The following is a 23,341-nucleotide window of genomic DNA, read 5'->3' as shown; positions in this document are numbered from 1 at the left end:
CAGCACCTCGCGGATGCCCGCCAGCATCAGCACGCTGAGCGGGTAGTAGATCATCGGCTTGTCGTACACCGGCAGCAGCTGCTTGCTGACGCCCTTGGTGATCGGATACAGCCGGGTGCCGGAACCGCCGGCCAGGATGATGCCTTTGCGTGCCATCGTGGGTTCGTCCTTGATGTCGTTTACGCAGCCGTGCCGATGCGTTCGAGGCGGTAGCTGCCGTCGGTCACCCGCCGCACCCAGTCCTGGTGGGCCAGGTACCAGTCCACCGTGGCGGCGATNCCCTGCTCGAAGGTGTACTTCGGCTCCCAGCCCAGCTCGTTCTTCAGCTTGGAAGCGTCGATCGCGTAACGGCGGTCGTGGCCGGGGCGGTCGGCGACGTGGGTGATCTGGGTCTCGCGCGGCTGGCCGTCGGCGCGCGGGCGGCGCTGGTCCAGCAGGCGGCAGATCGTGCGCACCACCTCGATGTTCTGCTTCTCGGAGTTGCCACCGACGTTGTAGGTCTCGCCGACCCGGCCCTTGGCCAGCACGGTGCGGATCGCCTCGCAGTGGTCGGCCACGTACAGCCAGTCGCGCACCTGTTTGCCGTCGCCGTACACCGGCAGCGGCTCGCCGGCCAGGGCCTTGGCGATCACCAGCGGAATGAGCTTCTCGGGGAAGTGGTACGGGCCGTAGTTGTTGGAACAGTTGGTGGTCAGCACCGGCAGCCCGTAGGTGTGGTGGAAGGCGCGGACCAGGTGGTCGGAGGCGGCCTTCGACGCCGAGTACGGGGAGTTGGGCGCGTACGGGGTGGTCTCGGTGAACTTGCCGGTCTCGCCGAGGGTGCCGTAGACCTCGTCGGTGGACACGTGCAGGAAGCGGAACGCCGACTTCGCCTCGCCCTCCAGGCCCTTCCAGTAATCGCGCACGGCCTCCAGCAGGGCCAGGGTGCCGACCACGTTGGTCTGCACGAACGCAGCCGGGCCGTCGATCGAGCGGTCCACGTGGCTCTCGGCGGCGAAGTTGAGCACCGCGTCGGGGCGGTGCTCGGCCAGCAGCTGCGTCACCAGCGCGCGGTCGCCGATGTCGCCGTGGACGAAGACGTGGTCCGGGTTGCCTTCCAGCGAGGCCAGGGTGTCCAGGTTGCCGGCGTAGGTCAGCGCGTCCAGGTTGACCACCCGGATCCCGCGGGCCACTGCATCGAGTACGAAATTGCCGCCGATGAAACCGGCGCCGCCGGTGACGAGCCAAGTCTGCATTAGTGCGTCTGCCTTAAACCAGGTGAAAGTTGTTGCCCACGTACCACGAGTCATCGCTCCCGCGAGATGTGAGGCTCATTACAATGGTGCGGAAGACCTTCTCTCGAGCAACTTCGCGTCGATGAAGGACGAGATCTGTTCCCTGAACCGGGCTGGCGCGAACCGTTCCGCCTGCCGGCGGCAAGCCTCCGCCGAGACGGCGACAGGCAGGGACTCGAAACGGGCGACAGCTTCTTCGATGGCTGCTACCGACTGTTCATGAAAGAACAAGCCTGTCGCAACAGAAGGATCGGAACTCTCGATCACAGTCTCCAAAGCGCCACCCTTGCCGAAGGCAATCACGGGCGTTCCGGAAGCCATGGCCTCCAGAGGCACGATTCCGAAATCCTCTACACCAGGAAAGACAAGCGCTCTCGCATTGGCCAGGTGCTCCTTGAGTACATGGAACGGTTGCCTGCCGAGAATCCGGACCTTGTCAGTCTCCTTGGTCTTCAGTTCCTTGAGCTGCTCGCCCTCCCCGATGACCACCAGCTTCCTTCCGCTGCGCAGGAATGCATCAACCACCAAGTCGGCCTTCTTGTACGGAGTAAGCTGGCCCAGAAGCAGGTAGTAATCCTGCTTATCAGCGCAGCACTCGAAAGCATCAACCTGCACCGGCGGATGGATAACCGTCGCAGGTCTCCGGTAACACTTTTCGATCCGGCGGGCGATGAACGCAGAGTTGGCTATGAAGTGGTCCACGCGGGACGCGGACATCGAGTCCACGAGGCGCATATAGTGCATCAGCGGCCGCATCAACAACCGGGTAAGCCACCCCGCGCCGTCCAGATAGAGGCGGTACATGTCCCAGACGTAACGCATGGGACTGTGGCAATAGCAAACGTGCAACGCATCCGGATGGGTGACGACGTTCTTCGCAGGGCCTGATTCACTGGAAATGACCAGGTCGTAATCGATGAGATCCAGTTGTTCCAAGGCGACAGGCATGAGCGGCAAGTACTTCTGGTAGAGCCGCTGCGCGCCCGGTAGCCTGCTGATGAAGGTGCGCAGGACGCGATGTCCTCCCAGATGTTCGCGTTCTACCTCTCCCGCCACGACATGGGCATAGACGTCTGCCTGCGGATAGAGCCGCAGGAGCTCTTCGATCACCTTCTCGCCGCCGCGCCAAGTAACAAACCAGTAGTGGACAATTGCAACTTTCATGGTGTCAAAAGAGAAGATGCAAGCCGCAAAAGGGGGTCGCTGGCTTGCGAAAGAATGCCGTTATACATGACTTTTCTGGCCTAACAGATCGTCATTCCTCATGCGCTGAGCACTTCTCGACATGCAAGAACCAGTAGACGAGCGCTATTAGCCCAAGAGTATTTCTTCACGTGCTCAAGTCCACGTGCGCGGAGAGTATCGGCCGACTGAGAGTCTTCCAGCACATTCTCCAGGACCCGCTGTAAGGAAGTTTCATCCTCTGGGGAAAAATAGGCCGCGGCTTCACCCAAGACCTCTGGCATGCATGCGGCGTCAGAGCTAAGCACGGGGCAGCCCAGCTCCATGGCCTCCAGTGGTGGAATCCCAAATCCCTCGTAAAGGGAGGGAAACACAAAACAGGCCGCCCTCTCATAGAGAGCCCTCAACTCGCTATCGCTTACGAACCCCGTATAAACGACATTCTCTGCGAAACTCGTCGATTCATTCCCAAAAACTCGTGTGTTTCCTCCTCCCACCAATACAAATTTAACGTCCCTGCCGGACATGCGTGCGGCCACACGCAAAATAAGCTCGACATTCTTGTGTTTTGCCTGCGTCGAAACGGCCAACACATAAGGGCGGCCCGCCAGTCCCAACTTGTCAACTATCGAATGATCGGGCGAAACTCTTATGACTTGCTCACCACTGTTCGGAACAACACGGATCTTGCCCTCGTCAATGCCGTAATGACGAACAATCTCTCGTTTCGAGAAATCCGAGACGGTCAATATCATGCGGGCCGTCTTGCCAAGTAGCGGCATGGCGACCCGGTAAAAGGTCCTGAACTGCCATGAATACGAGGCTGGCACGCTGACCGGAGCGGCGTCGTGGATCGCAACTATCTGCCTCCCTGCAAGCAATGGGCCTGTGTTGCAAAGGCTGAGAATAACCTCTCCGCGTGCATGCCTTGGCAACGTGACCTGCTCCCACGCATGCCCATCCAAACCGCCTAGCTTCCTGACCGGAATGTTCAGCGGGGTCCAATTGAGGTCGCGATCAGGCGTCGCGACCTCAAACTGAAGTCCCGAGACTTGGGGAAGGCGCGCGAGCGTCCACTCGTCCAGCACCTTGAGTAACTCCGTTCCGAACCGGTCGACCCCCGTTGGATTGCGGCAAAGAAATCGGCCATTGATGACAATCTTAGACATCTTTCACTTCGCCCGCGGATGCAAGGAAAACAATGTAGAAATGCACGCACCGAGGAAGAATGCAAGAAAAGAGTCTTCAACCACGTTCGCCACGAGCCCGTAGAGCATGATGCAGATAACCAAAGGGAACGTGCCGTCCGGTGTAATTCCACGGACTAACCTCGACGAGCAGCGCTTTCCCAGTAGTGCTAGAAGAATGAAGGCGGCGAAGGGTCCCAGCATGACCGCGGAATAGACAAAAATGTTGTCAGCGGGCCGATACCCGTCGGGGTCAAAGTATTGCTGTGCGGTGCCAATGCCGCCTGCTCCGCGCCCAAACAGCCACTCGGCGGGAGTAGATAGGAGTCGAAACGAATCTGGCCACATCCAGACGATGCGCTCAATGAAACTTCCAAACAGAAAGCTGTCGCCTTCATTGGAGGCGCCGTACTGTAAGAGGAGCGTGCTCACTGGCACGGCTACAACAAGAAACGTGGCGAGAAGAAGAAAACTGGCCCATACAAGGCGCCAATCCCTCGACTGCCTTGTCGCCTTACCGCTCAAGAAAAAGAGGGTCGTCACGAGCCAGGCGGCCACCAACCCCTTTGCTGTCGTCATAAGAATCGCCGCTCCGGCTGATAGCCATATGGCGGTGGCGAGGAAACGGGACTTGATCCCGACGAAGATCAGCACAGAGAGAGTGAGAATCTGAGAGGCGGCGCTGTAGGAAGCGCGAGAGAAGCCGGCATACCGATCAATGCCCATCGAGGTCCATTGACGGGAGACCTGAATTGACTTGCCACCTAGAGTGATCTCCGAGCCACTCCAAGGAAAAGATACGAACGGCGACAGAAAAATTCCGGCCGAGGCAACAAGGAATGCAGCAAGAAGCACGCCGCTGTACGAGCCGTACTCTTCCAGTACATATCGTCCCGCACCCAACCCATAAAGGAACGGCACCAACACCCAGAGACCGAACACAGCCTGTGAGACGCTGGAAAGGTTTAATGAACCCCACAGGGTACACAGGGCAGCAGCCATTGTTACCAACGCTGCACCAGCCAAGCTGGCCCTTCGGGGGACCAGCAGCAGGAGCGCCACAACCATCATCACCTTAGGGAGGTACGCGATAGGCGCAAGGGACTTCGACGCAAGGAAGTAGCGAATTGGCCCGTCGAGTACCGTTGAAATGAGAAAGAGCGAAGTTATGGCCAGCCAGACCGAAGGCGGCGCCACGCCCCAGCGCCCCGTTGGTCGGACTGCTGGCAGCGTAGATCTCATCAGCGGGCCCGGGGCAGGGGCGTTTCCTTTAGCGTCGTACATATAGATCATGCCGGGGGGGGGCAGAGAAAAAGGGACGGGAAGAAGGTCCGGGGAGCAAACCGGCCTTCCCAAGACGACCGGAGGAGGCGCTACGACAGGGACCTTCCTGGTGCGGTGGCAAGATTGAAAGAGTTGACCGCGCGCGTTACTGGCTGCTCAACGAATCGGTATGCTAGGGATGAGAGGAAGAAAATCGCAATCGATACCCCAACGAGAAGCAGCTCGGCCGGGACTGCGCCAGAAAATAATCTCATCTTCAAGGCCACACCGAAACCCAGGGTAAAGAAGCCGTGCACCAGGTAGATCGAATAGGACGCGTCGCCAAGCCAGGGTAGCAGGCGCCAAGCCGGCGGCTGACTTACCAAGGCAAATGCGACCAGCAATGCTGCGGGCAGCCCATACGCCAAGAAGCGGTCCATCCCAGTGCCGCGCACCTCATCTTGGAGTCCTGCTAGGATCCATAGCAAAACCGCGCCTAAACCCAAGCACATCCGCAACGCTCGCGGCCGAGCGGCCGAGAGCTTCCCGCTCACGAACAATCCTCCGAGAACCATTCCCAGGACGAACTCGCCCACCAACGGCGACGAAAGAATACTTCTGAGGCTCTCTGGAACGACCGGAGTTTGCGATGCGAGGGCAAGGAGCAGGAACAGAAGCACAATCGCCACGGGACTTCCTCGACGCCACCCAAGCGCCAAGGTCACGGAAACGACCAAGTAAAAATACATCTCAAATGAAAGAGTCCACCCTTGGTCAAGTAACGGATGAATCGATCCGTCCTCTCGCGTGACAGGCACTAGGAAGTACGACCCGACAATATACTCAATGGAGTAGTTGTGAGATTTGAGCGCGAGTCCACTCAGCCAAATGACTAAGAGGACGGATGTCCATATCCAGTAGGCCGGGTAGATTCGAAGTGCCCGCCGCAAGAGGAACTGCCTCGCTACTCGCCCACCAAGGGGGAGTTTTGTGGTGGTTAGAAATATGATGAATCCACTAATTACGAAGAAAATATCGACACCTGCTGCGCCCACCGAGACCAGCGCGCTGGAAAAGTTGCTCATCGCAGGAGAGTGGTAGGTCTGCAGCATGAGCCCAACATGGTGAAACACAACGGCGAATGCCGCGAGCGCTCTGAGGACTTGGACAGAGTCCAGTTTTGAAGAGCGCGCCAAGGGCGGTGGGGAAGTCATGCCGGCTGCCACTCTGGGCGATTCTGAGTGAGTTCTCGATAGAGGTCCAAGTACTGCCTGACCCAAGACTCCGTGTCGAGATACTTTTGAGCGGATATCCGAGCGGCTTGGCCAATGGCGGCTCTTTGCTCAAGATCCGTGGTGAAGCTTTGGAGGAGCCCAGTCAACTCGTCCGGCCTATCGGGGTCGAAAAGTAAGCCATTCTTCCCATGCTCGATCATCTCAGGTATGCCGCCACGGCGTGAGGCGATGACGGGCTTGCCGTATGCAAGACCCTCGAAAACCACACCTGGCAACGTGTCGTTCCAAATCGAAGGAACAACCACAACGTCCACCTTCGGGAAGAAATCGCTCTGCTTTACCTGGCCGAGAAATGAAACCCGCAGATCACGCGAACGTTCCTTCAGCTTGTTCACGTAGCCCGAACTCCCGCTTCCGGCGATCCATAGCTCCGCAGTGGGGCGATCAATTCGAGCGAAGCAATCCAGCAACATTTCCACACCCTTGCTGGGATCAAGTCGACCTATAAATCCGAAGCGAACTCCGGTATGCTGCTCGGACGGGGCGTTCACATTCAATAGAGCTCCGTTCCGTGTGTTGTTGATAACGCGCTTCTTTGGCACGTTTAAGAAGTATCCGTGCTTCTCGTGATGTTCCAAGATGAAGCGACTAACGCCGACGACCGCTGACGGCTTGTTACTCACACCTCGGTGCGGAAGGCGCAACAGGGCGCAACTTGTGCATTGGCGGACACAATTACCTTCACGAAACATGGTGCCCTTCGCGCATATTGCGTACTGATCGTGCAGCACCTGAACGAAAGGAACGCCATATTCTTTGAGCGTGGTCCAAGTCGAGGCCGACCAGCCAGGAAGGTTGTGCACCGAAACGACGTCAGGCCGTTCGGTTTGGATTACCTCTCGAAGTGTGGCCTGCATCAACGGGTTGTAGCTGTCGAACGCGTGCCATATCAGCTTCGACAATGGCGACGACTGCTTTTCTCGGGTTGGCCAATAAACGTTCTTGATTCCAGCGCGCCAGATGCCAATGCCGTCGCGCTCAGAGCGTTGCAAGCCTTTGCCTCCGTGTGTGGCGAGAATCGAGCAATTGTGGCCTTGAGACGCCAGCGCTCGCATAAGAGTCCAAATGGTAACCTCGGCGCCGCCGCCGTCCGACGGATCGTCATACGTGTTTATAAAAAGAATATTCATCGGGCGAACTTAGAGGTGGTGGTCTGACGAAATGCCGAGTTCCGATCGTTGGCCTTGGCGAATGGCGTCGATAAGGAGCTGATACCGATTGCCTCTAGCAAGACGGGAAGAGAAGTACCTCAACAATAGGATATATATAACCTCATTTATAAAGTACTCCATTTTGCTCTTCATCCACACATTAGTGTCGAAGAAGGCCTGGTTACGTGCGGCATAGAATGCGCGTAAATCGGAATTGCCTTGAAGCCACCCGACGAAGGCATTGGGGTAGCTTTCCTTTAGATTCCATGACCCTTCAAGGTCCTCCAGCTCGGCCTCAGTTACGAGCTCGATCACGCCTCCTGCAGAGGTAATACGATGCGTGTACTCGGTATCGTCGGCATAAAGCACAAGCTCGTGCATGGGTAAGCCAATGCTCTCAAACAGAGCGCGCGCGGCTAGCAAACCGCCGTACGGGGCGTAGGGGACGCGTACGAACCGCGGTGCCGAGTGGGCCTCCCCTCGTCCACGAGCAATTCTGCGCCAAATCTTGAAAGGGATCTGGCGGTAGTGAAAGCCAAAGAAGCTCGATCGAGGCGGATATGCACGCGACTCACTAATACCTTGCGCTACGTCTGCCTGATGGGTTGGGCGTAGACCTAGGACTGCGGCTTTAGTAGAGCCATGATGCTTGGAGAGGTGCTCCAGTCTCTGGAGGAGAATTGACAAAGCTCCCGCTTTAGGCGCGTTGTCGTCATCCATCAACCATAGGTACGGCGAGCCATTATCTAAGGCGGCTTTGATGCCTATTCCATACGCGTTTGCAGAGCCAGTATTATTATCAAGGCGAATTACCTGCAGTCGCGTTCCCCAGGTGTGCTCTAGGACCGTGAGATCAGATGTCGATCCGTTACTAACGACCACTGCGTCGGCAACATGTTCACAGTCAAAGGCTCTGCGCAATAGCTCGCTGAGATATGCGATCCGATCTGCATAGGTAACAGTGACCAAGGTGGTGGACGCCGAGCAAGATCCCAAGAGGGGGGGGTCAAACATGGTGGCGAGTAACCAGGAGAACACGGAGTGTTGTGGCAAAGCCCATTAGCGCAACGCAGGCACATATCGCCAGTCGCAACCAGACTTCTGCCAAGAGAGAGGTCATATACATGGCGGCAACGCCAAGCGCGACCGCCACTAATGAGAGGCTTACTTCGCGGCGTACGTAGGAGGCCTCGCCACTAGCAAAGAAGGCCAATAGTCCTAGGTCCAGTATCATTCTTGCTGTCCAAGCGCTGGCAGCTCCTAGGATGCCGAATCTGCCCAGCATCCACCAAAGGCCGAGTCCGTATACCGGCAGTTCGATCAAATGAATCTTGGCCGTAACGCTTGGTTTTCCTATGGCTTGAAGGAATGCGTGGGGAACGCGTGCCGCAGTGTTGACTAGCAGCCCAACGCATAAGCAGCGCAGTATTGGTGTGGACTGCCTCGAAAAATCTTCTCCCACCCAAATGGACAGTCCTTCTGGTGCAAGAGTAAATAGTGATAGCGATACCGGAAAGACTGCGGCGAGCAGTGCTCTGCCTGCGTGGCTGTAGAGAGTGGAAATACGGTCGTGATCCCGCGAGGCCCAGTAAGCTGCGAATGCGGGAAAGAAGACCCCGACTACTGCAATTGGAACAAAGCTCAGACGATTAATTAGGTCGCCCGGAATTGAGTAAAGCGGCAGGAGGGATAGTGCAACGACACTCCCGATCAATAGCTTATCTAACTGAGCCATTATTGGACTCACAAGGTTGCTCAAGGTAATCCACCCGCCGAACCCCAGCAGACGACGTAGCTGATTAGTCTTGAAGCTTCCTTTAGAGAAATCGGCCTTCTGAAGTCGGCCGACAGCGACGCAGTACAAGATCGTGGTGAGAGCCCTAGTAATGGTCAGAGAAAGGGTCGCAGGTACTAAGCTGCGCGACCAGCTTAGTACAACCAAAGGGGCTGCGAAGTTCATCAACCCCATTAGTAGCCGAATTGTATTGATTGATTGGAACTTGGAATGGGCCTCAAGAAGACCAACTAGTCCGGCAGACAAGATGACGAAAGGAACGCCCAGTGCCAGCCAGCGCATGCTGGCTACGCTTTCGTGATAGAGGCCATGCTCAAACTTAAGAAGTTGCGCCAGCAGTGGTGCTAGAGCAAACAATAGCGCAAAAGCTAAACCTCCAAAGACGAGCATCGTGGAGAGCGCAGTCCTTGCGATATCCGGGATGTCGGCTTCGCAGCCAACAGCTAGTCTTTCAGATACGAGTTTCGTGAGTGCTCGGCCCATGCCGAGATCAAAGATGCTGAAGTAGCCGATGAGCGACCAAGCGATGGCGAGGAAGCCGAAGCGTTCGTCGCCATAGCCTTTCAATAGGAGTGGAATGGCAAAGAGGGCGAACACCAATGGAATCCCGGCGCCAGCCAGGTTCCAGGCAACGCTATGAGCGAAAGAGCGCGAACTGCTTACCACTGGCGTGCCATGTACCAAGCAGCAAACTTCCCCAGCCCCTCTTCAAGTGAAGTTCGAGGTGTGAAGCCCAAATCTCGCTTAGCAGAGCTAACGTCAGCATACGTAGAGTAGACATCACCCGCCTGCATTGGGAGCAGGTTCTTTGTGGCCGCGCGGCCGAGCTCGCGTTCCAGAATGGAGATCATCTCCAGGAGGCGTACCGGACGATTGTTTCCGAGATTATAAATGCGGTGTGCTGGGGCATCACTGGTAGTTGGTGCTCTTTGCACGATAGCTTCAATTCCGTCGACGATATCATCGATATATGTGAAGTCGCGCTCCATGTCCCCGTTGTTGTAAACGTCTATAGGCTTTCCAGCCATGATTGCGTCGGCGAACTTGAAATAGGCCATGTCGGGCCTTCCCCAAGGGCCATAAACGGTGAAGAATCGCAGGCCTGTGATGGGGAATCCGTACAGATGTGCGTACGCCTGACACATCAGTTCGTCAGCCCTCTTCGTTGCCGCATACAGCGAGACCGGCGAATCGACCCTGTCCTCTACCGAGTACGGCTGCTTGGTATTGGAGCCATAGACCGAAGAAGACGATGCGTAAACGAGGTGATTGACGCTGCTGTTCCTGCACCCCTCGAGTACCGTCAAGGTACCCGTGACATTGCTATCGACGTAAGCAAATGGATTTTCCAGGGAGTGACGCACGCCAGCTTGCGCGCCAAGATGGAGAACAACCTCGAAATCATTAGACCGAAACAGGTCAGACATCCCCGCCCGGTCGGCAAGATCTAGTCGTTTGAAAGAGAAGCCGTCGGTACGCTCGAGAATTGCCAGCCGTGCCTCTTTTAGCCTAATGTCATAGTAATCATTGAGGTTGTCGATGCCGACCACCTCATGCCCCGCTTCGAGCAGTCGAACCGAACTGTGAAAGCCGATGAAACCGGCGGCCCCGGTGACGAGAATCTTCATTTTCTTTCCTGTTAATCGGCGCCGAAAAGATCCCGGCTGTATACCTTTTCGGCGACGTCTTTAAGCTCACCCGTAAGCCGGTTGGCTACGATGACATCCGCCTCGCGTTTGAAGGCCTGCAGGTCATTGACGACCCGCGAGCGGAAGAACTCCGCCTCCTGCAGTACGGGTTCGTAAACGATCACCTCGATGCCCTTGGCCTTGATGCGCTTCATCACGCCCTGGATGCTAGAGGCACGGAAGTTGTCCGAACCCGCCTTCATGATCAGCCGGTGGATGCCCACGACCTTCGGGTTGCGACGCACGATCTCGTTGGCGATGAAGTCCTTGCGCGTCGTATTGGAGTCGACGATGGCCTGGATCAGGTGCTGAGGCACGTCTTGGTAGTTGGCCAGCAGCTGCTTGGTGTCCTTGGGCAGGCAGTAGCCGCCATAGCCGAACGAGGGGTTGTTGTAGTGGCTGCCGATGCGCGCGTCTAGGCACACGCCGTCGATGATCTGGCGGGTGTCCAGGCCATGGGTGGCCGCGTAGGTGTCCAACTCATTGAAGTAGGCCACGCGCATGGCCAGGTACGTGTTGGCGAACAGCTTGATCGCCTCGGCCTCGGTGGGATCAGTGAACAGCACCGGCACGTCGCGGCTGATCGCGCCCTCCTGCAGCAGCGCGGCGAAGGTGGCGGCGCGCTCGGAGCGCTCGCCCACCACGATCCGGCTTGGGTGCAGGTTGTCGTACAGGGCGCGGCCTTCGCGCAGGAACTCCGGCGAGAAGATCAGCTTGTCGGTACCAAGCTCCTCGCGCAGGCGCTGCGTGTAACCGACCGGCACGGTGGACTTGATCACCATGGTCGCGGTCGGATTGACCGCCATCACGTCACGGACCACCGACTCGACCGAGCTGGTGTTGAAGTAGTTGGTCTGCGGGTCGTAATCGGTAGGCGTGGCGATGACCACGAAGTCGGCACCTTCGTAGGCTTCCCGCGGATCGAGCGTGGCCGCCAGGTCCAGCGGCCGGTTGGCCAGGTAACCCTCGATCTCGGGGTCCTCGATGGGCGAGCGCCGCGCGTTGATGGCTTCGACCCGGCCTGGATTGATGTCCAGGGCGACGACCTTGTGATGCTGGGCTAGCAGGATGGCGTTGGAAAGGCCGACATATCCGGTGCCAGCTACTGCGATCTTCATAACGTCCCTGTCAATAGGCGTTCTTGTGCACGAACCCTTTGAACAGGGTCATGAAAATGATCTTGAGGTCTAACGCCAACGACCAGTTCTCGATGTAATACAAGTCGCACTCAATGCGCTTGTTGAGGTCGGTAGATCCCCGCCAACCATTGACCTGCGCCCAACCGGTGATGCCAGCCTTGACCATGTGCTTCTTCATGTAGGCCGGGATCTCATGCTTGAACTTGTCCACGAACACCGGCCGCTCCGGTCGTGGGCCAACGATGGACATGTCGCCCTTGAGCACGTTGATGAACTGCGGAAGTTCGTCCAGGCTTGTCTTGCGCAGGAAGGAGCCAACGCGCGTGGCGCGGTTCTCGCCTGCCTTCGCCCAAACGGCGCCGGTTGAGGTCTCAGCGTCAACCGGCATCGAGCGGAATTTCAGCATCCAGAAGGTCTTGTTGTTCCAGCTCATGCGTTCCTGCCGGTAGAACACCGGGCCGGGCGAACTCAGCTTCACCGCAACGGCGATCGCGATCATGAGCGGGGAGATGGCCAGCAGGATCGCGGCGGCCAGCACCCGGTCCTCGATCGCCTTCAGAATCCGCGCAGGGCCCTGCAAGGGGGTCTGCTGCAGGTTGATCACCGGCAGGCCGGCGATCTGTTCCACCGAATGGTTGAGGAGATGCATGCCGAACAGGTCGGGCACGAACTTGATGTCTGCCGTCGAGTGCTGGAGCTGGTTCAGCGCGAAGGAGATCTTGGACTGCTCCTTCATTGGCAGTGCGATCCACACCTGGTCGACCTGGCGGGAAGCCACGTAGCCTTCCAGCGCATCCAAGCGCCCCAACAGAGGCACGCCATTGATCGTGCTGCGGTCGGCATGGGTGGCGAACCAGCCAGCAACCCGGATACCTGCCCAAGGGCTGCTCTGCAGGGCGTCGACGATCCGCTGTGCATCCGGGTTGGCGCCCACGATCACGGCAGTGCGCTGGTCCATGCCGCGCGAGCGCACCCAGGCTGCCCCGCCGCGCACGAAGATGCGCAGGCCGATGGCGGCCGTCAGGCTCAACGCGAACCATGAGGCCAACCACAGCCGCGAGAGATCGTCGCTGAGCTGCAGGGCGGTGGTGTACACTAGGACCCCGGTGAATACGACCGACCATTGCAGCCCGACCTGGAAGGTCTCCGCGGTCAGGCCTCGCCCGCGCCAGCTTCGATACAGCGGCGACGTGTTGAACACGATCAGCGCCGTCAGGACGGCCACCACGACAACCCCGATTTCGTCCCGGGTATGCGCGAGGGTTCCGAACCGCAGCAGATGGGCGAGTAGCGTGCCGGCGATCAACAGGATCGGGTCGCCGAACCGGAGGATGGCGCCGAAAGCGGCCGTAAAATTGTTGGCCGAATCTGGCCTGATCTCGGTTGCAGGCCGAAGTGGACTCAAAAGCATCGCGGTTTTCCCCTGTAGGTCTTGCCGGGCGCCGGGGGGAGTGATCCGCTCGGGGCCCTAGCCTGCCTGCTGCACTGCAGCAGAGGATGTGACGAGGATAGCAGAATAGGGAGCCGTGGCTCACTGTCCCAATTAGTGCGGCGAGGCTGACCCGACTCCATGCTCAGAAACCGGGTTCGTTGAAGAACGAACGCCAGTCGCGCTCGCCGGTCATGCCGTACAGGCTGTAGGGTCGGCTGAGGCGGGCACCACCGTCGCGCACCAGCGGGTTCCAGACCAGGTTGAAGCGTCCGGGTACGGAGCGGGGCAGTACGTGATCGAACGGGATGGTGACGAAGATGCCCTTGTCGAAGCTGCCCTCCCCGAACTCCTCGGACGAGACGTTCGTCCTGGTCGCCCAGGCGCCCATGGTCACGCCGTTGTCGAAGACCCTGGCCAGGGTCAGGGTTGCGCCCCAGTCGCCGGCCAAGTAGCGCCCGGCGGCCAGCGAGGCATGCACCCGCCGCTCCCGGTCGAACGAGTAGTAGAACGTGGCGTGTCCGGTACCGGTTTCGTAGTCGCGGAAGCTGAAGTGCTGGTCGAAGTCGCGCTGCTTCACCCAGTTGACGTCCACGCTGACCGCCCAAGGCTCGCCGAACGGCCGGTACAGCATCTCGCCGCCGACGCCGCCGAACATGGATTCGAACAGGCCGGCGTAGGCCATGCCGTAAAGGTCACGCCCCATCGAGCGTGCGTGGGTCAGCTGCAGCAGCGGCACGGTGACCTCGGAGGTGGTCACGTACTTGCGCATGTCGGTGCGCACGCGCGGCAGCTTGCTGGGCGCGTCGTACTTGAACTTGTCGAAGTTGTCGAACAGGTTGGCGCTGACCGTGCCGGCCACCCAGGTGTTGCGCGAGAAACGCCACTCCGCCGAGGTGTTGGCGCTGAGCTGGTAGAGCAGGAAGCCGTCCGGGCCGCCCATGATGTGGCGGAAGCCGGGGGACATCTGGAAGCTGAAGCGATCCAGCGGCTCATCGTGCACCACAGTGCCCAGGCGCGAACTGCCCGGCGGGTTCAGTTCGACGCTGCGCGACAGCGTGGCCAGATCAATGTCGCCGCGGTCATAGGCGCGCAGCGCATCGAGGGAAACGCTGGACTGGGCAACCGGAAGTCCGCGCCTTTCGAACTCCACCGTGACCCAGTCGATGTCGTCGGTGGAGTTGGCGACGATCCGTGCCGCCCGGTCCAGGCCTTCCGAGGTGCGACGGTAGCGGGTCTGGTTGCCGCGCACGATCAGTTCGCGGCCGGCCACGCTGATGTCGTGTACGTCGATCCCGGCGTTGCGACCCAGGCGCGAGGAAATACCGGGCCAGCTTTCGCCGGGCAGCAGCACCGTAGCCGTCGTGTCCGCCGTCGAGGGGGCAGTCGCCGCCTCCATCGCCCGCTCGACCGAAGCAGCACGTTCCACCAGGGGCTCCCGCTTCGGATCCAGCGGGTGCGCCGCGACGGTGCCATGGCCGGGGTTGCCGCGCAGGACCAGGGCGGCCGACAGCTCATTGCCGCGTTCCCAGCCGAGCATCACCTGTACGCCCGGACGGATACGGTAGTGCAGGCCGAGATTGATGCGGGAATCCTGCGGCAGCGACTTGAGCCTGGGCTCCTGGTCGTAATCGTGGCCGTCGTACTCGAGCTTCAGCAGCAGCGGATCATGCGGGGTTTGCCAGCTGACGCCGCCGAACACACCCACCGGTCCGCGGAACAGGTAGCGCGTACCGAACCGGCCTGCGTTATCGACGGAACTGGTCGCGGGTGGGCGGGTGCTGAAGCGGTCGTCGATCCAGCGCAGCGGATTGGCGAAGTCGCCATTGCTGCCCAGATAACCGGTCGCCAGGCCCAGGCTCGCATCGAACTGGCCGAAGCGCTTGCTCGCCACCACGTATTCGCTGGAGAACAGGCCGGTACCGCCGATGTCGCGCATGCCGAAAGCCACCTGCGGCAGCCATCGGCTCTCCTCCCACAACCGCAGCTTGAAATCGACCGACTTGTCCTTGTAGTTCTGGTCGCCACTCAGGTCGTCCGGGCCGTAACGCACGCCCGCCACGTTGATGTAGCGGAACGACGCCTCCAGCCACGGGAACGGCTGCAGCGAGAAGTTGTAGCGGCTGTAGGGCGAAGTATGGCTGGCGACGAAGCTCAGCTCACCCTCCGGGGCCATGCGCGCGGTCGGGTTCTGCAGCAGGCCGGCGCCGCCCCAGACGCTCTGGGTCACCGGCACTTCGGCGTGCAGGCTGCCGCTGATGGCCAGGGCCAGCAGGCTGGCGGCCGGCGCCAGGCGGTGGACCGGGGAACGCGGCATCACGGTGCCCCCGCCGGCAGGTGCTGGGTGGCCAGGAATGCGGCCATGTCGGCGTTGAAACCCGGCGCCACGTCGCCGATGGCGCGTTCGTCGAGGGGCACGTAGAGCAGCGCGCCCGGTGCCAGCGAATGCCCCTCGCTGCGGTTCCAGGCGCCAATGCCCAGTCGCTGGACCTCGCCATCGGGCTGGATCGCGTAGATCCAGTCGCGGTCGGCGCTGTCGGCGGGCGCGCAGTCGCGCAGGTAATCGGCAGCTTCGCGCAGCGGTACGTGCACCAGTTCGCAGTGGCCGGCCACGGCGCCGACGACACGGATGGTGTGCGGGCGGCGCGGGTACACGAAGCGGTCGCCGTCGGCCGCCGGCCGGTTGGAGAAGCGGTCCAGCTCCAGGCGGCGCGGATCCATGTCGGTGCGGACGCGGCCGGTCACCGGCAGCGTCTCCAGCCAGGTGCGCAGTGGCGCGACCTGCGATGCGACTCCGCCAGGAAGCTGCGCGGCCGCCAGCGCATCAAGGTCGTATTCCAGACCAGCCTTCATCCGGCGCTGGGCAGCCAGCTCCGAGGGGCGCAGCACGGCGGCCCCAAGCGGGTAGGCCTCGCCGGTCGGGCCCGCCACGAGCAGCACGTCCGCGAAGCGCGCGCCGGCGCCCAGGGCGATGGCTCCGGGCTGGCGCACGGCGCCCTCCACCCAGGCCTGCCGCGCCGGGGCGGCCATGGAGAACGAAAGCAGCAGCCCGCACGCCGCGGACAGCAAAGTCCGCTTCATCCCGGGTTCCCCTGCAGCTTCAGGTGCACCAGTTCCACCCAGGTGCCCGGCGCGACCAGCTGGCGGCTCTTCCAGACGAAGCCGGTATTCGGGTCGGCCCAGTAGTGGTTGCTGCCGCGCACGCCCGGACCGGAGAGCGATTCCTCGTAATGGACCAGTTCGCGCGCGTTGCCGAGGATGTCCACGCGCTCGCTGCCGCGACGTTGCAGGTGGCCTTCAACCACCACTCCGTAGCGGTAGCCATCGCGCCAGTCGTACCTGCGCGTGACGGTCGCCTGCCGGTCGCCCAGTGCGGCCAGGTGCAGGAAGGGGTTGTCGCCCTCGATGCGGATCTCGTCGACATTGGCCCCGGCCATGCCATGGGTGCCCACGACGAGGCCATGGCGCAGGAGCATCAACTCGCCCTGGCCGCCATACCAGGCCTGGCGGTCGCCATCGACGAGGCCCATGACCATGGCGCCTCGGTAGCCGGGGCCCTCGACCTGCATCACCGCGTGGGTGACGCCTTCGAGCTTCTCCACCAGCACCGGCGACTTCCAGCGGTTGCCGACCAGCTTCATCGTGTCCAGCGCGGTGCGGCTGCTGCTCGAGCAGGCGCTGGTGGCCAGCAACGCTGCCACCAGCGCCATGCGCGCGACCATGCCCACGCCACGTGACGTGGCGCGGGCGGATCGATGCTCGGCATGCGTCGCGCGGTCGTGCAGCAAGGCGTCAGTTCGACAGGTCGGAGCTCGCGCTGGCGGCGTTGCTGATGATCCCGGAGAATGGCAGCAGCTGGCTCACGAAGCGGCTCCAGCGGGTGATGCCGGCGGCGCCGACGAACACCACGTCGCCGGGCAGCAGCTCGAACTGGCTGGCCACGGCGAACGCCGCGGGCGAGCGCGCCTCGAGCTGGTAGACGACCGACGGCTTGGCCTGCAGGTCGCTGCTGCCGCGGATCACGTAGACCGCGTTGCCGTTGGAGGTCGCCTGCGAGAGGCCGCGGGCCCGGCCCAGCGCCTGGCTGAGGCTGATGCTGCCGGTCTTGAAGTTCTGCGCGCCGGGCAGGTTGACCTCGCCGACCACGAACACTTCCTTGGCATCCAGGAACGGGATGTAGACGTGGTCGTCGGCCTTGAGCAGGAGCGAGCCGGCCTCCGGACGCGACAGGTCCAGCGTGTAGGTCACGCCGTCGCGGGTCAGGCGCACGCCGGACAGGTCGGCTTCCTGCGGGTTGAAGCCGGCGCTGCCGATGGCGTCGTTGAGGGTCATCGGCACCACGGTCATCGGCACCACGCCCGGGCGCGCGGCCGCGCCGGTGACCCACGCGCGCTGGCTGGCGTAGGTGAGGATCGAGACATCGACCTGCGGCGCTTCGATGTAGCGCGCCAGGCGCTGGGCCAGTTCATCGCGCAACTCGGTCGGGGTCATGCCGGCGGCGTTGATCTTGCCCACGTAGGGGTAGAACAGCGTGCCGTCACCCTGGACGAGGCGGCCGGCGGCGTTGAGCTGTTGCTGCGCGCCCGCCGGAACGGTGAGCTCCGGATGGTCCCACACGGTGATGTAGAGGACGTCGCCGGCGCCGATCCGGTACGGCCCGGGCTGGTAGCTGGCCAGCGCGGCGGGAATCGCGTCGTTCGCGGCCGCGGCGGCGCGGTCCATGGCGATCAGCCGGGGCGTGATCGCGACCAGGTCGAGCTGGTCGTTGCCGGTGGTGTGGATCTGCGCCGGGCCCGGGGTGGTCCGCTCCAGGTGCTGGCCCGGCGCCCACAGGCAGCCGGACAGGCCAGTCGCCGCCAGCAGCGCGATGGCGAAGGGGCTGAGCTTCATTTCTGTTCCGATGGAAAAGGCAGGGGCGGCCTGTCGGCCGCCCACCAGAAGACACCGCCGGACCCGCCGGCGGCTACCGCGTATGTACGGGCGGATGCGTCAGGGCGTGGTGCCGGTGGTGCCGGTGGTGCCACCGCCGCCACCCGACGGCGGGGGGGTTTGGGGGGTGTCGCGGTCGGTGCTGTCGCGGGAGACGGCGACGGCGGCCGCGGCCGCCGCAGCACCGATCGCAGCGATCGTGGTCACGCTCAGGCCGGCAGCGGCAGCGCCTGCAGCACCTGCACCCGCAGCGGCACCGGCACCCGCGGCACCAGCACCAGCACCAGCACCAGCACCAGCACCAGCACCAGCACCAGCACCAGCCTGACCGGCCCCGGCGCCAGCGCCAGCGCCCTGGCCGGCGCCTGCACTACCCTGGCCTGCGGCACCCTCGCCGGCGCCCGCACCACTTTGGCCGGCACCGGTTTCCTGCGGCGGCTGCTGCCCCGCGGCAAACGCGTATGGATGCCAGTTCACGCTGGCCAGGACGGTCAAGCAGAGCAGCGGCAGCTTCATGTTCATTCGGTTCCCCGTGGGATTCGGTTTGATGACGACTATCACAAACGTTAGGTGGACCAATGCGGGTTTGTCAAACCGGATCAATCACTTGCATCTTCCATCAAAGCCCTGCTGCATTGCAACATACAGACGCGGGCAGGGGATTCCGGTAAGCTTCGCGCGCCGGGGCCGCCGGTCGGAAGTCATGGAAGGGCTTCGGTCAAGTGTTCAGCAAGTTGTTGTTCGTGTGCGTCGGCAACATCTGCCGTAGCCCCACCGCCGAGATCCTGATGCGTGCCCGCCTCGGCGACCGCCCGGGCGTGGAGGTCGCGTCGGCGGGCCTGCAGGCGCTGGTCGGCCGCCCGATCGACCCGACCGCCGCCCAGCTGCTGCGCGAGGCCGGGCATGACCCTGACGGGCATCGGGCCCGGCAGGCAACCCCCTCCGTGCTGGCCGCGGCCGACCTGGTCCTGGTGATGGAGCAGGCGCACCTGACGCGCATCGCGCGCGAGGTGCCCCAGGTCAGTGGCAAGACCTTCCTGCTCGGCAAGTGGCGAGGAGGGCGCGAGGTGCCGGACCCCTACCGGCAGCACCGCGAAGCCTTCGAGCACGTGTACCGCCTGATCGACGACTGCGTCGACGCTTGGGCCCCCTATATTCGATGAGTCGCGCCTAGAAGCGGCTGGAACAAGACGGAAACCCCCGATGACCAACCCGACCGGCACGCGCCTGGCGCGCAACGAGGACGAGATCGACCTCCGCGAACTGGCGGGCATCCTGATCGACCGCAAGTGGTGGATCATCGGGGTGACCGCGGTGTTCTTCGTGCTGGGCGTGGCCTATGCGCTGCTGGCGTCGCCGGTGTACCGCGCCCAGGCGATGGTCCAGGTCGAGTCGAAGATGCCGAGCATCCCCGGCCTGTCGGACCTCAGCTCGCTGACCGGCGGTGGCAGCACCGCTTCGACCACCGAAGTGGCGCTGCTGACCTCGCGCTCGGTGGTCGGCACTGCGGTGGACCAGCTGCATCTGGATATCGAGGTCGAGCCGCGCCGCTTCCCGCTGGTGGGCAACTTCCTCGCCCGCCGCTTCAAGCCGGAGACGCCGGACCAGGTCGCCCCGCCGAAGCTGGGCCTGTCCAGCTATGCCTGGGGCGGCGAGGTCCTGGAGATCCAGCGTCTTGAAGTGCCGGCGGCGCTGGTGGGCGAGACACTCGAACTGGAAGCCCTCGGCGACGGTGGCTTCGTCCTGCGCTCGCCGGATGGCGAGGAACTGCTGCGTGGCACCGCCGGCGAGACCGCGGAACGCAACGGCGCGATCGCCGAGGTCGCGCAGCTCCGCGCCAACGCGGGTACCCGCTTCGACGTGGTGAAGCAGCGCCGCCTCGACGTGGTCGCCGGCGTGCAGGAGGACATCAAGGCCGCCGAGCAGGGCAAGGAATCCGGCATCCTGCAGGTGACCTACGAGGACACCGACCCGATGCGCGCCCAGGCGCTGGTGCAGAAGGTGGCCGAGGCCTACGTGCGCCAGAACGTCGAACGGAGCTCCGCCGAGGCCGCCTCGCAGCTGCAGTTCGTCAAGGACCAGCTGCCGGACGTGCGCCGCCAGGTGGAGCAGGCGCAGGCGGCGATGAGCGCCTACCAGTCCAAGGCCAACTCGGTCGACATCTCGATGCAGACCAAGGGCCTGCTGGAGCAGGAGGTCGCGGTCGAGACCGCGATCCAGCAGCTGCGCCTGAAGCAGGCGGAGATGGACCGCAGCTTCACCCGCGAGCACCCGGCCTATCGCGCCCTGCTCAACCAGATCGGCGAGCTGGAAGCGCGCAAGGCCGGCTTCCGCAAGCAGGTCGGCGAACTGCCCGACACCCAGCAGGAACTGCTGCGCCTGACCCGCGACCTGCAGGTCAGCAACGAGCTGTACACCGCCCTGCTCAACCAGGCCCAGCAGCTGGACGTGGCCCGCGCCGGCACGGTGGGCAACGTGCGCATCGTCGACGACGCGGTGGTGGACACCGCCAACCCGGTCAAGCCGCGCAAGGCGCTGGTGGTGCTGGTGGCGACCCTGCTCGGCGGTTTCCTGTCGGTGGCCGGCGTGTTCCTGCACCGCATGCTCAACCCGGGCATCGAGGACCCCGCCCAGATCGAGGAGCTGGGCCTGCCGGTGTACGCGGCTATCCCGCTGAGCGAATCCAAGGCGCTGCCGAAGGTCCACCACGGCCGCAAGGGCGCGCGCATCGTCGCCGATGGCCGCCACCACCTGCTGGCGGTGGCCGAGCCGGCCGACCTGGCGGTGGAGGCGCTGCGCAGCCTGCGCACCAGCCTGCACTTCGCCATGCTCGAGGCGAAGAACCGGATCCTCACCATCTCCGGTTCGCGCCCGGACGTGGGCAAGACCTTCGTCTCGGCCAACCTGGCCGCGGTGGTCGCCCAGGCCGGGCAGAAGGTGCTGGTGATCGACGCCGACATGCGCAAGGGCTCACTGCACAAGGTGCTCGGCGTGCAGGCCGGCCCGGGCCTGTCCGACCTGCTGGGCGGGAAGGCGGACCTGGCGGCGGTAGTCAAGCCGGTGGGCGGCATGCAGGGCCTGAGCTACCTGCCGCGCGGCGATATCCCGCCGAATCCGTCCGAGTTGCTGATGCATCCGCGCTTCGCCCAGCTGCTGAAGGTGGTGGCCGACCAGTACGACCTGGTCATCGTCGACACCCCGCCGATCCTGGCGGTGACCGACGCGGCGCTGGTCGCGTCGCATGCCGGTTCGAACCTGCTGGTGACCCGCTTCGGCGTCAACCAGGCGCGCGAGATCGCGCTGACCGTGCAGCGCTTCGAGCAGAACGGCGTGCCGGTGAAGGGCGCGATCTTCAACGCGGTGCAGAAGCGCGCCACCGGTTACTACAGCTACGGCTACTACGATTACCGGCCGTCCGACGCGCGCACCTGAGCGCGCCGGCTGAGGCCGTGACCTGCCGCGCCGCCTGCGGGTGGCGCGGCGGCGTGGTTGTATCCTTGCGCCATGGCATACGAGCGCTACGAAACACCCATCCTGCCGCCGGTCCCGCGCTGGCGTGAACGGCTGGGGCAGTACTGGAAACTGGTCCGCGGCGACCGCCCGATCGGCGTGTTGCTGCTGCTGTGGCCGACATGGTGGGCGCTGTGGCTGGCCGCGAAAGGCCTGCCGGACCTGTGGACGCTGTTCGTGTTCACCGCCGGCGTGTGGCTGACCCGCTCGGCCGGCTGCGTGATCAACGACTACGCCGACCGCTGGCTGGACCCGCAGGTCGAGCGTACGAAGGAACGGCCGCTGGCCACCGGTGCGGTGTCCGGGCGCGAGGCGCTGGCGGTGTTCGCGGTGCTGATGCTGGTGGCGTTCGCGCTGGTGCTGACGCTCAACCGGTTGACGGTGTGGCTGAGTTTCGCCGGGCTGTTCCTGGCGGCGACCTATCCGTACTTGAAGCGCCACACGTACCTGCCGCAGGTGTACCTGGGCATGGCCTTCGGCTGGGGCATCCCGATGGCTTTCGCCGCGGTGCAGGGCGAGGTGCCGGCGCTGGGCTGGCTGCTGTATTGCGCCAACATCCTGTGGTCGACCGCGTACGACACCTGGTACGCGATGGTCGACCGCGACGACGACATCCGCGCCGGGTCGAAGTCCACCGCGATCCTGTTCGGCGACCTGGACCTGGTCGTGCAGGGCATCCTCTACGCGCTGACCCTCCTTGCGCTGGCCTTCGTCGGGCAGCAGGCGCAGCTGGGCGTGGCCTACTGGGCCGGCCTGGGCGTGGCGCTGCTGTTGGTGGGTTACGAGTTCTGGATCGCGCGCCGACGCGAGCGCGGGCCCTGCTTCCGCGCCTTCCTGCACAACAACTGGGTGGGGCTGGCGGTGTTCGCCGGCATCGCGGTCCATTACGCCCTGTAGCGCGCGCGGCGCCCCCGTAGAGCGGGGCTTGCCCCGCTGCTCTTCACGCGCCTTGGGACATCCGACGTGGGAGTCGGGCGAGCCCGACTCTACAAGGGACGCGCTTCTGTAGAGCGGGGCTCGCCCCGCTGCTCTTCACGCGCCTTGGGACATCCAGCGTGGGAGTCGGGCAAGCCCGACTCTACAAGGGACGCGCTTCCCGTAGAGCGGGGCTTGCCCCGCTGCTCTTCACGCACCTTGCGACATCCAGCGTGGGAGTCGGGCAAGCCCGACTCTACAAGGGACGCGCTTCTGTAGAGCGGGGCTTGCCCCGCTGCTCTTCACGCACCCCGGGACATCCAGCGCGGGAGTCGGGCAAGCCCGACTCTACAAGGGACGCGCTTCTGTAGAGCGGGGCTCGCCCCGCTGCTCTTCACGCACCTTGCGACATCCAGCGTGGGAGTCGGGCAAGCCCGACTCTACGGGGTGCCAGCCCGCTGCTCCCCCCGGGAGGGGCTGTATCGCCGTTGTAGAGCGGGGCTTGCCCCGCTCCACGCATCCGCAGACGACGGTTTCTCGGAAGCGGGTGGCCTGTATCGCTGCCTGTGTGGACGCCAGGACAT

The 23,341-nt window shown here is 62.9% G+C and carries 20 protein-coding genes; 3 read left to right on the top strand and 17 right to left on the bottom strand.

Features of this window, described 5'->3' with window-relative positions:
- The 17 genes from M503_RS16300 to M503_RS17635 form a co-directional block, all read right to left on the bottom strand.
- Positions 1–156, bottom strand: a 156-nt coding sequence (locus M503_RS16300; RefSeq protein WP_037060662.1) for a sugar phosphate nucleotidyltransferase, incomplete at its 3' end; no start/stop codon positions are given.
- Between the two features lie 23 nt (positions 157–179).
- On the bottom strand, positions 180–1,235 hold the full coding sequence (gene rfbB / locus M503_RS0110645) for a dTDP-glucose 4,6-dehydratase (protein WP_028928252.1): 1,056 nt from the start codon (positions 1,233–1,235) through the stop codon (positions 180–182).
- 78 nt (positions 1,236–1,313) lie between these two features.
- Positions 1,314–2,438 carry a glycosyltransferase gene (locus tag M503_RS17815; RefSeq protein ID WP_037061173.1) on the bottom strand — a complete coding sequence of 375 codons (1,125 nt, stop codon included), beginning with the start codon at positions 2,436–2,438 and terminating at the stop codon, positions 1,314–1,316.
- 98 nt (positions 2,439–2,536) lie between these two features.
- Positions 2,537–3,625, bottom strand: coding sequence for a glycosyltransferase family 4 protein (locus M503_RS17160; RefSeq protein ID WP_081721018.1), 1,089 nt, complete (start codon positions 3,623–3,625; stop codon positions 2,537–2,539).
- 3 nt (positions 3,626–3,628) lie between these two features.
- A complete protein-coding gene (locus M503_RS17465; RefSeq protein WP_155952037.1) occupies positions 3,629–4,840 on the bottom strand; it encodes a hypothetical protein in 1,212 nt (403 codons plus the stop codon).
- Positions 4,841–5,016: 176 nt separating this feature from the next.
- On the bottom strand, positions 5,017–6,120 hold the full coding sequence (locus tag M503_RS17155) for an acyltransferase family protein (RefSeq protein WP_081721017.1): 1,104 nt from the start codon (positions 6,118–6,120) through the stop codon (positions 5,017–5,019).
- Positions 6,117–7,331 (bottom strand): glycosyltransferase family 4 protein, encoded by a 1,215-nt coding sequence (locus M503_RS16290; RefSeq protein ID WP_037061171.1) that lies wholly within the window; start codon positions 7,329–7,331, stop codon positions 6,117–6,119. Before M503_RS16290 ends, M503_RS17155 begins: the two co-directional genes overlap by 4 nt.
- A gap of 9 nt (positions 7,332–7,340) precedes the next feature.
- The gene (locus tag M503_RS17150; protein WP_081721016.1) at positions 7,341–8,366 is read right to left on the bottom strand and encodes a glycosyltransferase; all 1,026 of its coding nucleotides are present in this window, start codon (positions 8,364–8,366) and stop codon (positions 7,341–7,343) included.
- Complete coding sequence (locus M503_RS17145; protein ID WP_197017219.1) at positions 8,359–9,744, bottom strand: flippase; 1,386 nt, start codon at positions 9,742–9,744, stop codon at positions 8,359–8,361. The genes M503_RS17150 and M503_RS17145 overlap by 8 nt, the downstream gene beginning before the upstream one ends.
- A 62-nt stretch (positions 9,745–9,806) precedes the next feature.
- Complete coding sequence (locus M503_RS17140; protein ID WP_081721014.1) at positions 9,807–10,775, bottom strand: NAD-dependent epimerase; 969 nt, start codon at positions 10,773–10,775, stop codon at positions 9,807–9,809.
- A gap of 11 nt (positions 10,776–10,786) precedes the next feature.
- Entirely contained in the window at positions 10,787–11,953 is a 1,167-nt protein-coding gene (locus tag M503_RS0110625; RefSeq protein WP_028928249.1) for a nucleotide sugar dehydrogenase, read from the bottom strand.
- Positions 11,954–11,963: 10 nt separating this feature from the next.
- Positions 11,964–13,385, bottom strand: a complete 1,422-nt coding sequence (locus tag M503_RS0110620) for an undecaprenyl-phosphate glucose phosphotransferase (RefSeq protein WP_037061169.1) — start codon at positions 13,383–13,385, stop codon at positions 11,964–11,966.
- Positions 13,386–13,548: 163 nt separating this feature from the next.
- Entirely contained in the window at positions 13,549–15,720 is a 2,172-nt protein-coding gene (locus M503_RS0110615; RefSeq protein WP_028928247.1) for a YjbH domain-containing protein, read from the bottom strand.
- Entirely contained in the window at positions 15,720–16,484 is a 765-nt protein-coding gene (locus M503_RS0110610) for a capsule biosynthesis GfcC family protein (protein ID WP_028928246.1), read from the bottom strand. Before M503_RS0110610 ends, M503_RS0110615 begins: the two co-directional genes overlap by 1 nt.
- On the bottom strand, positions 16,481–17,125 hold the full coding sequence (locus M503_RS0110605; RefSeq protein ID WP_051414538.1) for a YjbF family lipoprotein: 645 nt from the start codon (positions 17,123–17,125) through the stop codon (positions 16,481–16,483). Before M503_RS0110605 ends, M503_RS0110610 begins: the two co-directional genes overlap by 4 nt.
- Before the next feature lie 70 nt (positions 17,126–17,195).
- Entirely contained in the window at positions 17,196–18,293 is a 1,098-nt protein-coding gene (locus M503_RS0110600) for a polysaccharide biosynthesis/export family protein (protein ID WP_028928244.1), read from the bottom strand.
- Between the two features lie 248 nt (positions 18,294–18,541).
- Positions 18,542–18,754, bottom strand: coding sequence for a hypothetical protein (locus tag M503_RS17635; protein WP_028928243.1), 213 nt, complete (start codon positions 18,752–18,754; stop codon positions 18,542–18,544).
- 300 nt (positions 18,755–19,054) lie between these two features.
- On the opposite strand from M503_RS17635, the gene M503_RS0110590 reads away from it, so the two are divergent.
- The 3 genes from M503_RS0110590 to ubiA all read left to right on the top strand — a co-directional run bounded on the left by M503_RS0110590 (position 19,055) and on the right by ubiA (position 22,739).
- Positions 19,055–19,495 carry a low molecular weight protein-tyrosine-phosphatase gene (locus M503_RS0110590; RefSeq protein ID WP_028928242.1) on the top strand — a complete coding sequence of 147 codons (441 nt, stop codon included), beginning with the start codon at positions 19,055–19,057 and terminating at the stop codon, positions 19,493–19,495.
- Positions 19,496–19,535: 40 nt separating this feature from the next.
- Positions 19,536–21,764 (top strand): polysaccharide biosynthesis tyrosine autokinase, encoded by a 2,229-nt coding sequence (locus tag M503_RS0110585; protein WP_028928241.1) that lies wholly within the window; start codon positions 19,536–19,538, stop codon positions 21,762–21,764.
- 72 nt (positions 21,765–21,836) lie between these two features.
- A complete protein-coding gene (gene ubiA, locus M503_RS0110580; protein ID WP_037061167.1) occupies positions 21,837–22,739 on the top strand; it encodes a 4-hydroxybenzoate octaprenyltransferase in 903 nt (300 codons plus the stop codon).
- Positions 22,740–23,341 lie beyond the last annotated feature (602 nt).

The sequence above is a fragment of the Pseudoxanthomonas suwonensis J47 genome (assembly GCF_000513955.1).
Taxonomy (GTDB): Bacteria; Pseudomonadota; Gammaproteobacteria; order Xanthomonadales; family Xanthomonadaceae; genus Pseudoxanthomonas; species Pseudoxanthomonas suwonensis_C.
The sequence above is the reverse complement of the archived record's forward strand: the minus strand, read 5'-3'. Positions and strand labels throughout refer to the sequence as shown.

Bases quoted from the DNA above. Each gene is read 5' to 3' on its own strand.
- M503_RS17815 (WP_037061173.1), bottom strand. From the start codon at position 2,438: ATGAAAGTTGCAATTGTCCACTACTGGTTTGTTACTTGGCGCGGCGGC.
- M503_RS17160 (WP_081721018.1), bottom strand. From the start codon at position 3,625: ATGTCTAAGATTGTCATCAATGGCCGATTTCTTTGCCGCAATCCAACG.
- M503_RS17155 (WP_081721017.1), bottom strand. From the start codon at position 6,120: ATGACTTCCCCACCGCCCTTGGCGCGCTCTTCAAAACTGGACTCTGTC.
- M503_RS16290 (WP_037061171.1), bottom strand. From the start codon at position 7,331: ATGAATATTCTTTTTATAAACACGTATGACGATCCGTCGGACGGCGGC.
- M503_RS17150 (WP_081721016.1), bottom strand. From the start codon at position 8,366: ATGTTTGACCCCCCCCTCTTGGGATCTTGCTCGGCGTCCACCACCTTG.
- M503_RS17140 (WP_081721014.1), bottom strand. From the start codon at position 10,775: ATGAAGATTCTCGTCACCGGGGCCGCCGGTTTCATCGGCTTTCACAGT.
- M503_RS0110625 (WP_028928249.1), bottom strand. From the start codon at position 11,953: ATGAAGATCGCAGTAGCTGGCACCGGATATGTCGGCCTTTCCAACGCC.
- M503_RS0110620 (WP_037061169.1), bottom strand. From the start codon at position 13,385: ATGCTTTTGAGTCCACTTCGGCCTGCAACCGAGATCAGGCCAGATTCG.
- M503_RS0110615 (WP_028928247.1), bottom strand. From the start codon at position 15,720: ATGCCGCGTTCCCCGGTCCACCGCCTGGCGCCGGCCGCCAGCCTGCTG.
- M503_RS0110610 (WP_028928246.1), bottom strand. From the start codon at position 16,484: ATGAAGCGGACTTTGCTGTCCGCGGCGTGCGGGCTGCTGCTTTCGTTC.
- M503_RS0110605 (WP_051414538.1), bottom strand. From the start codon at position 17,125: ATGGTCGCGCGCATGGCGCTGGTGGCAGCGTTGCTGGCCACCAGCGCC.
- M503_RS0110600 (WP_028928244.1), bottom strand. From the start codon at position 18,293: ATGAAGCTCAGCCCCTTCGCCATCGCGCTGCTGGCGGCGACTGGCCTG.
- M503_RS0110585 (WP_028928241.1), top strand. From the start codon at position 19,536: ATGACCAACCCGACCGGCACGCGCCTGGCGCGCAACGAGGACGAGATC.
- ubiA (WP_037061167.1), top strand. From the start codon at position 21,837: ATGGCATACGAGCGCTACGAAACACCCATCCTGCCGCCGGTCCCGCGC.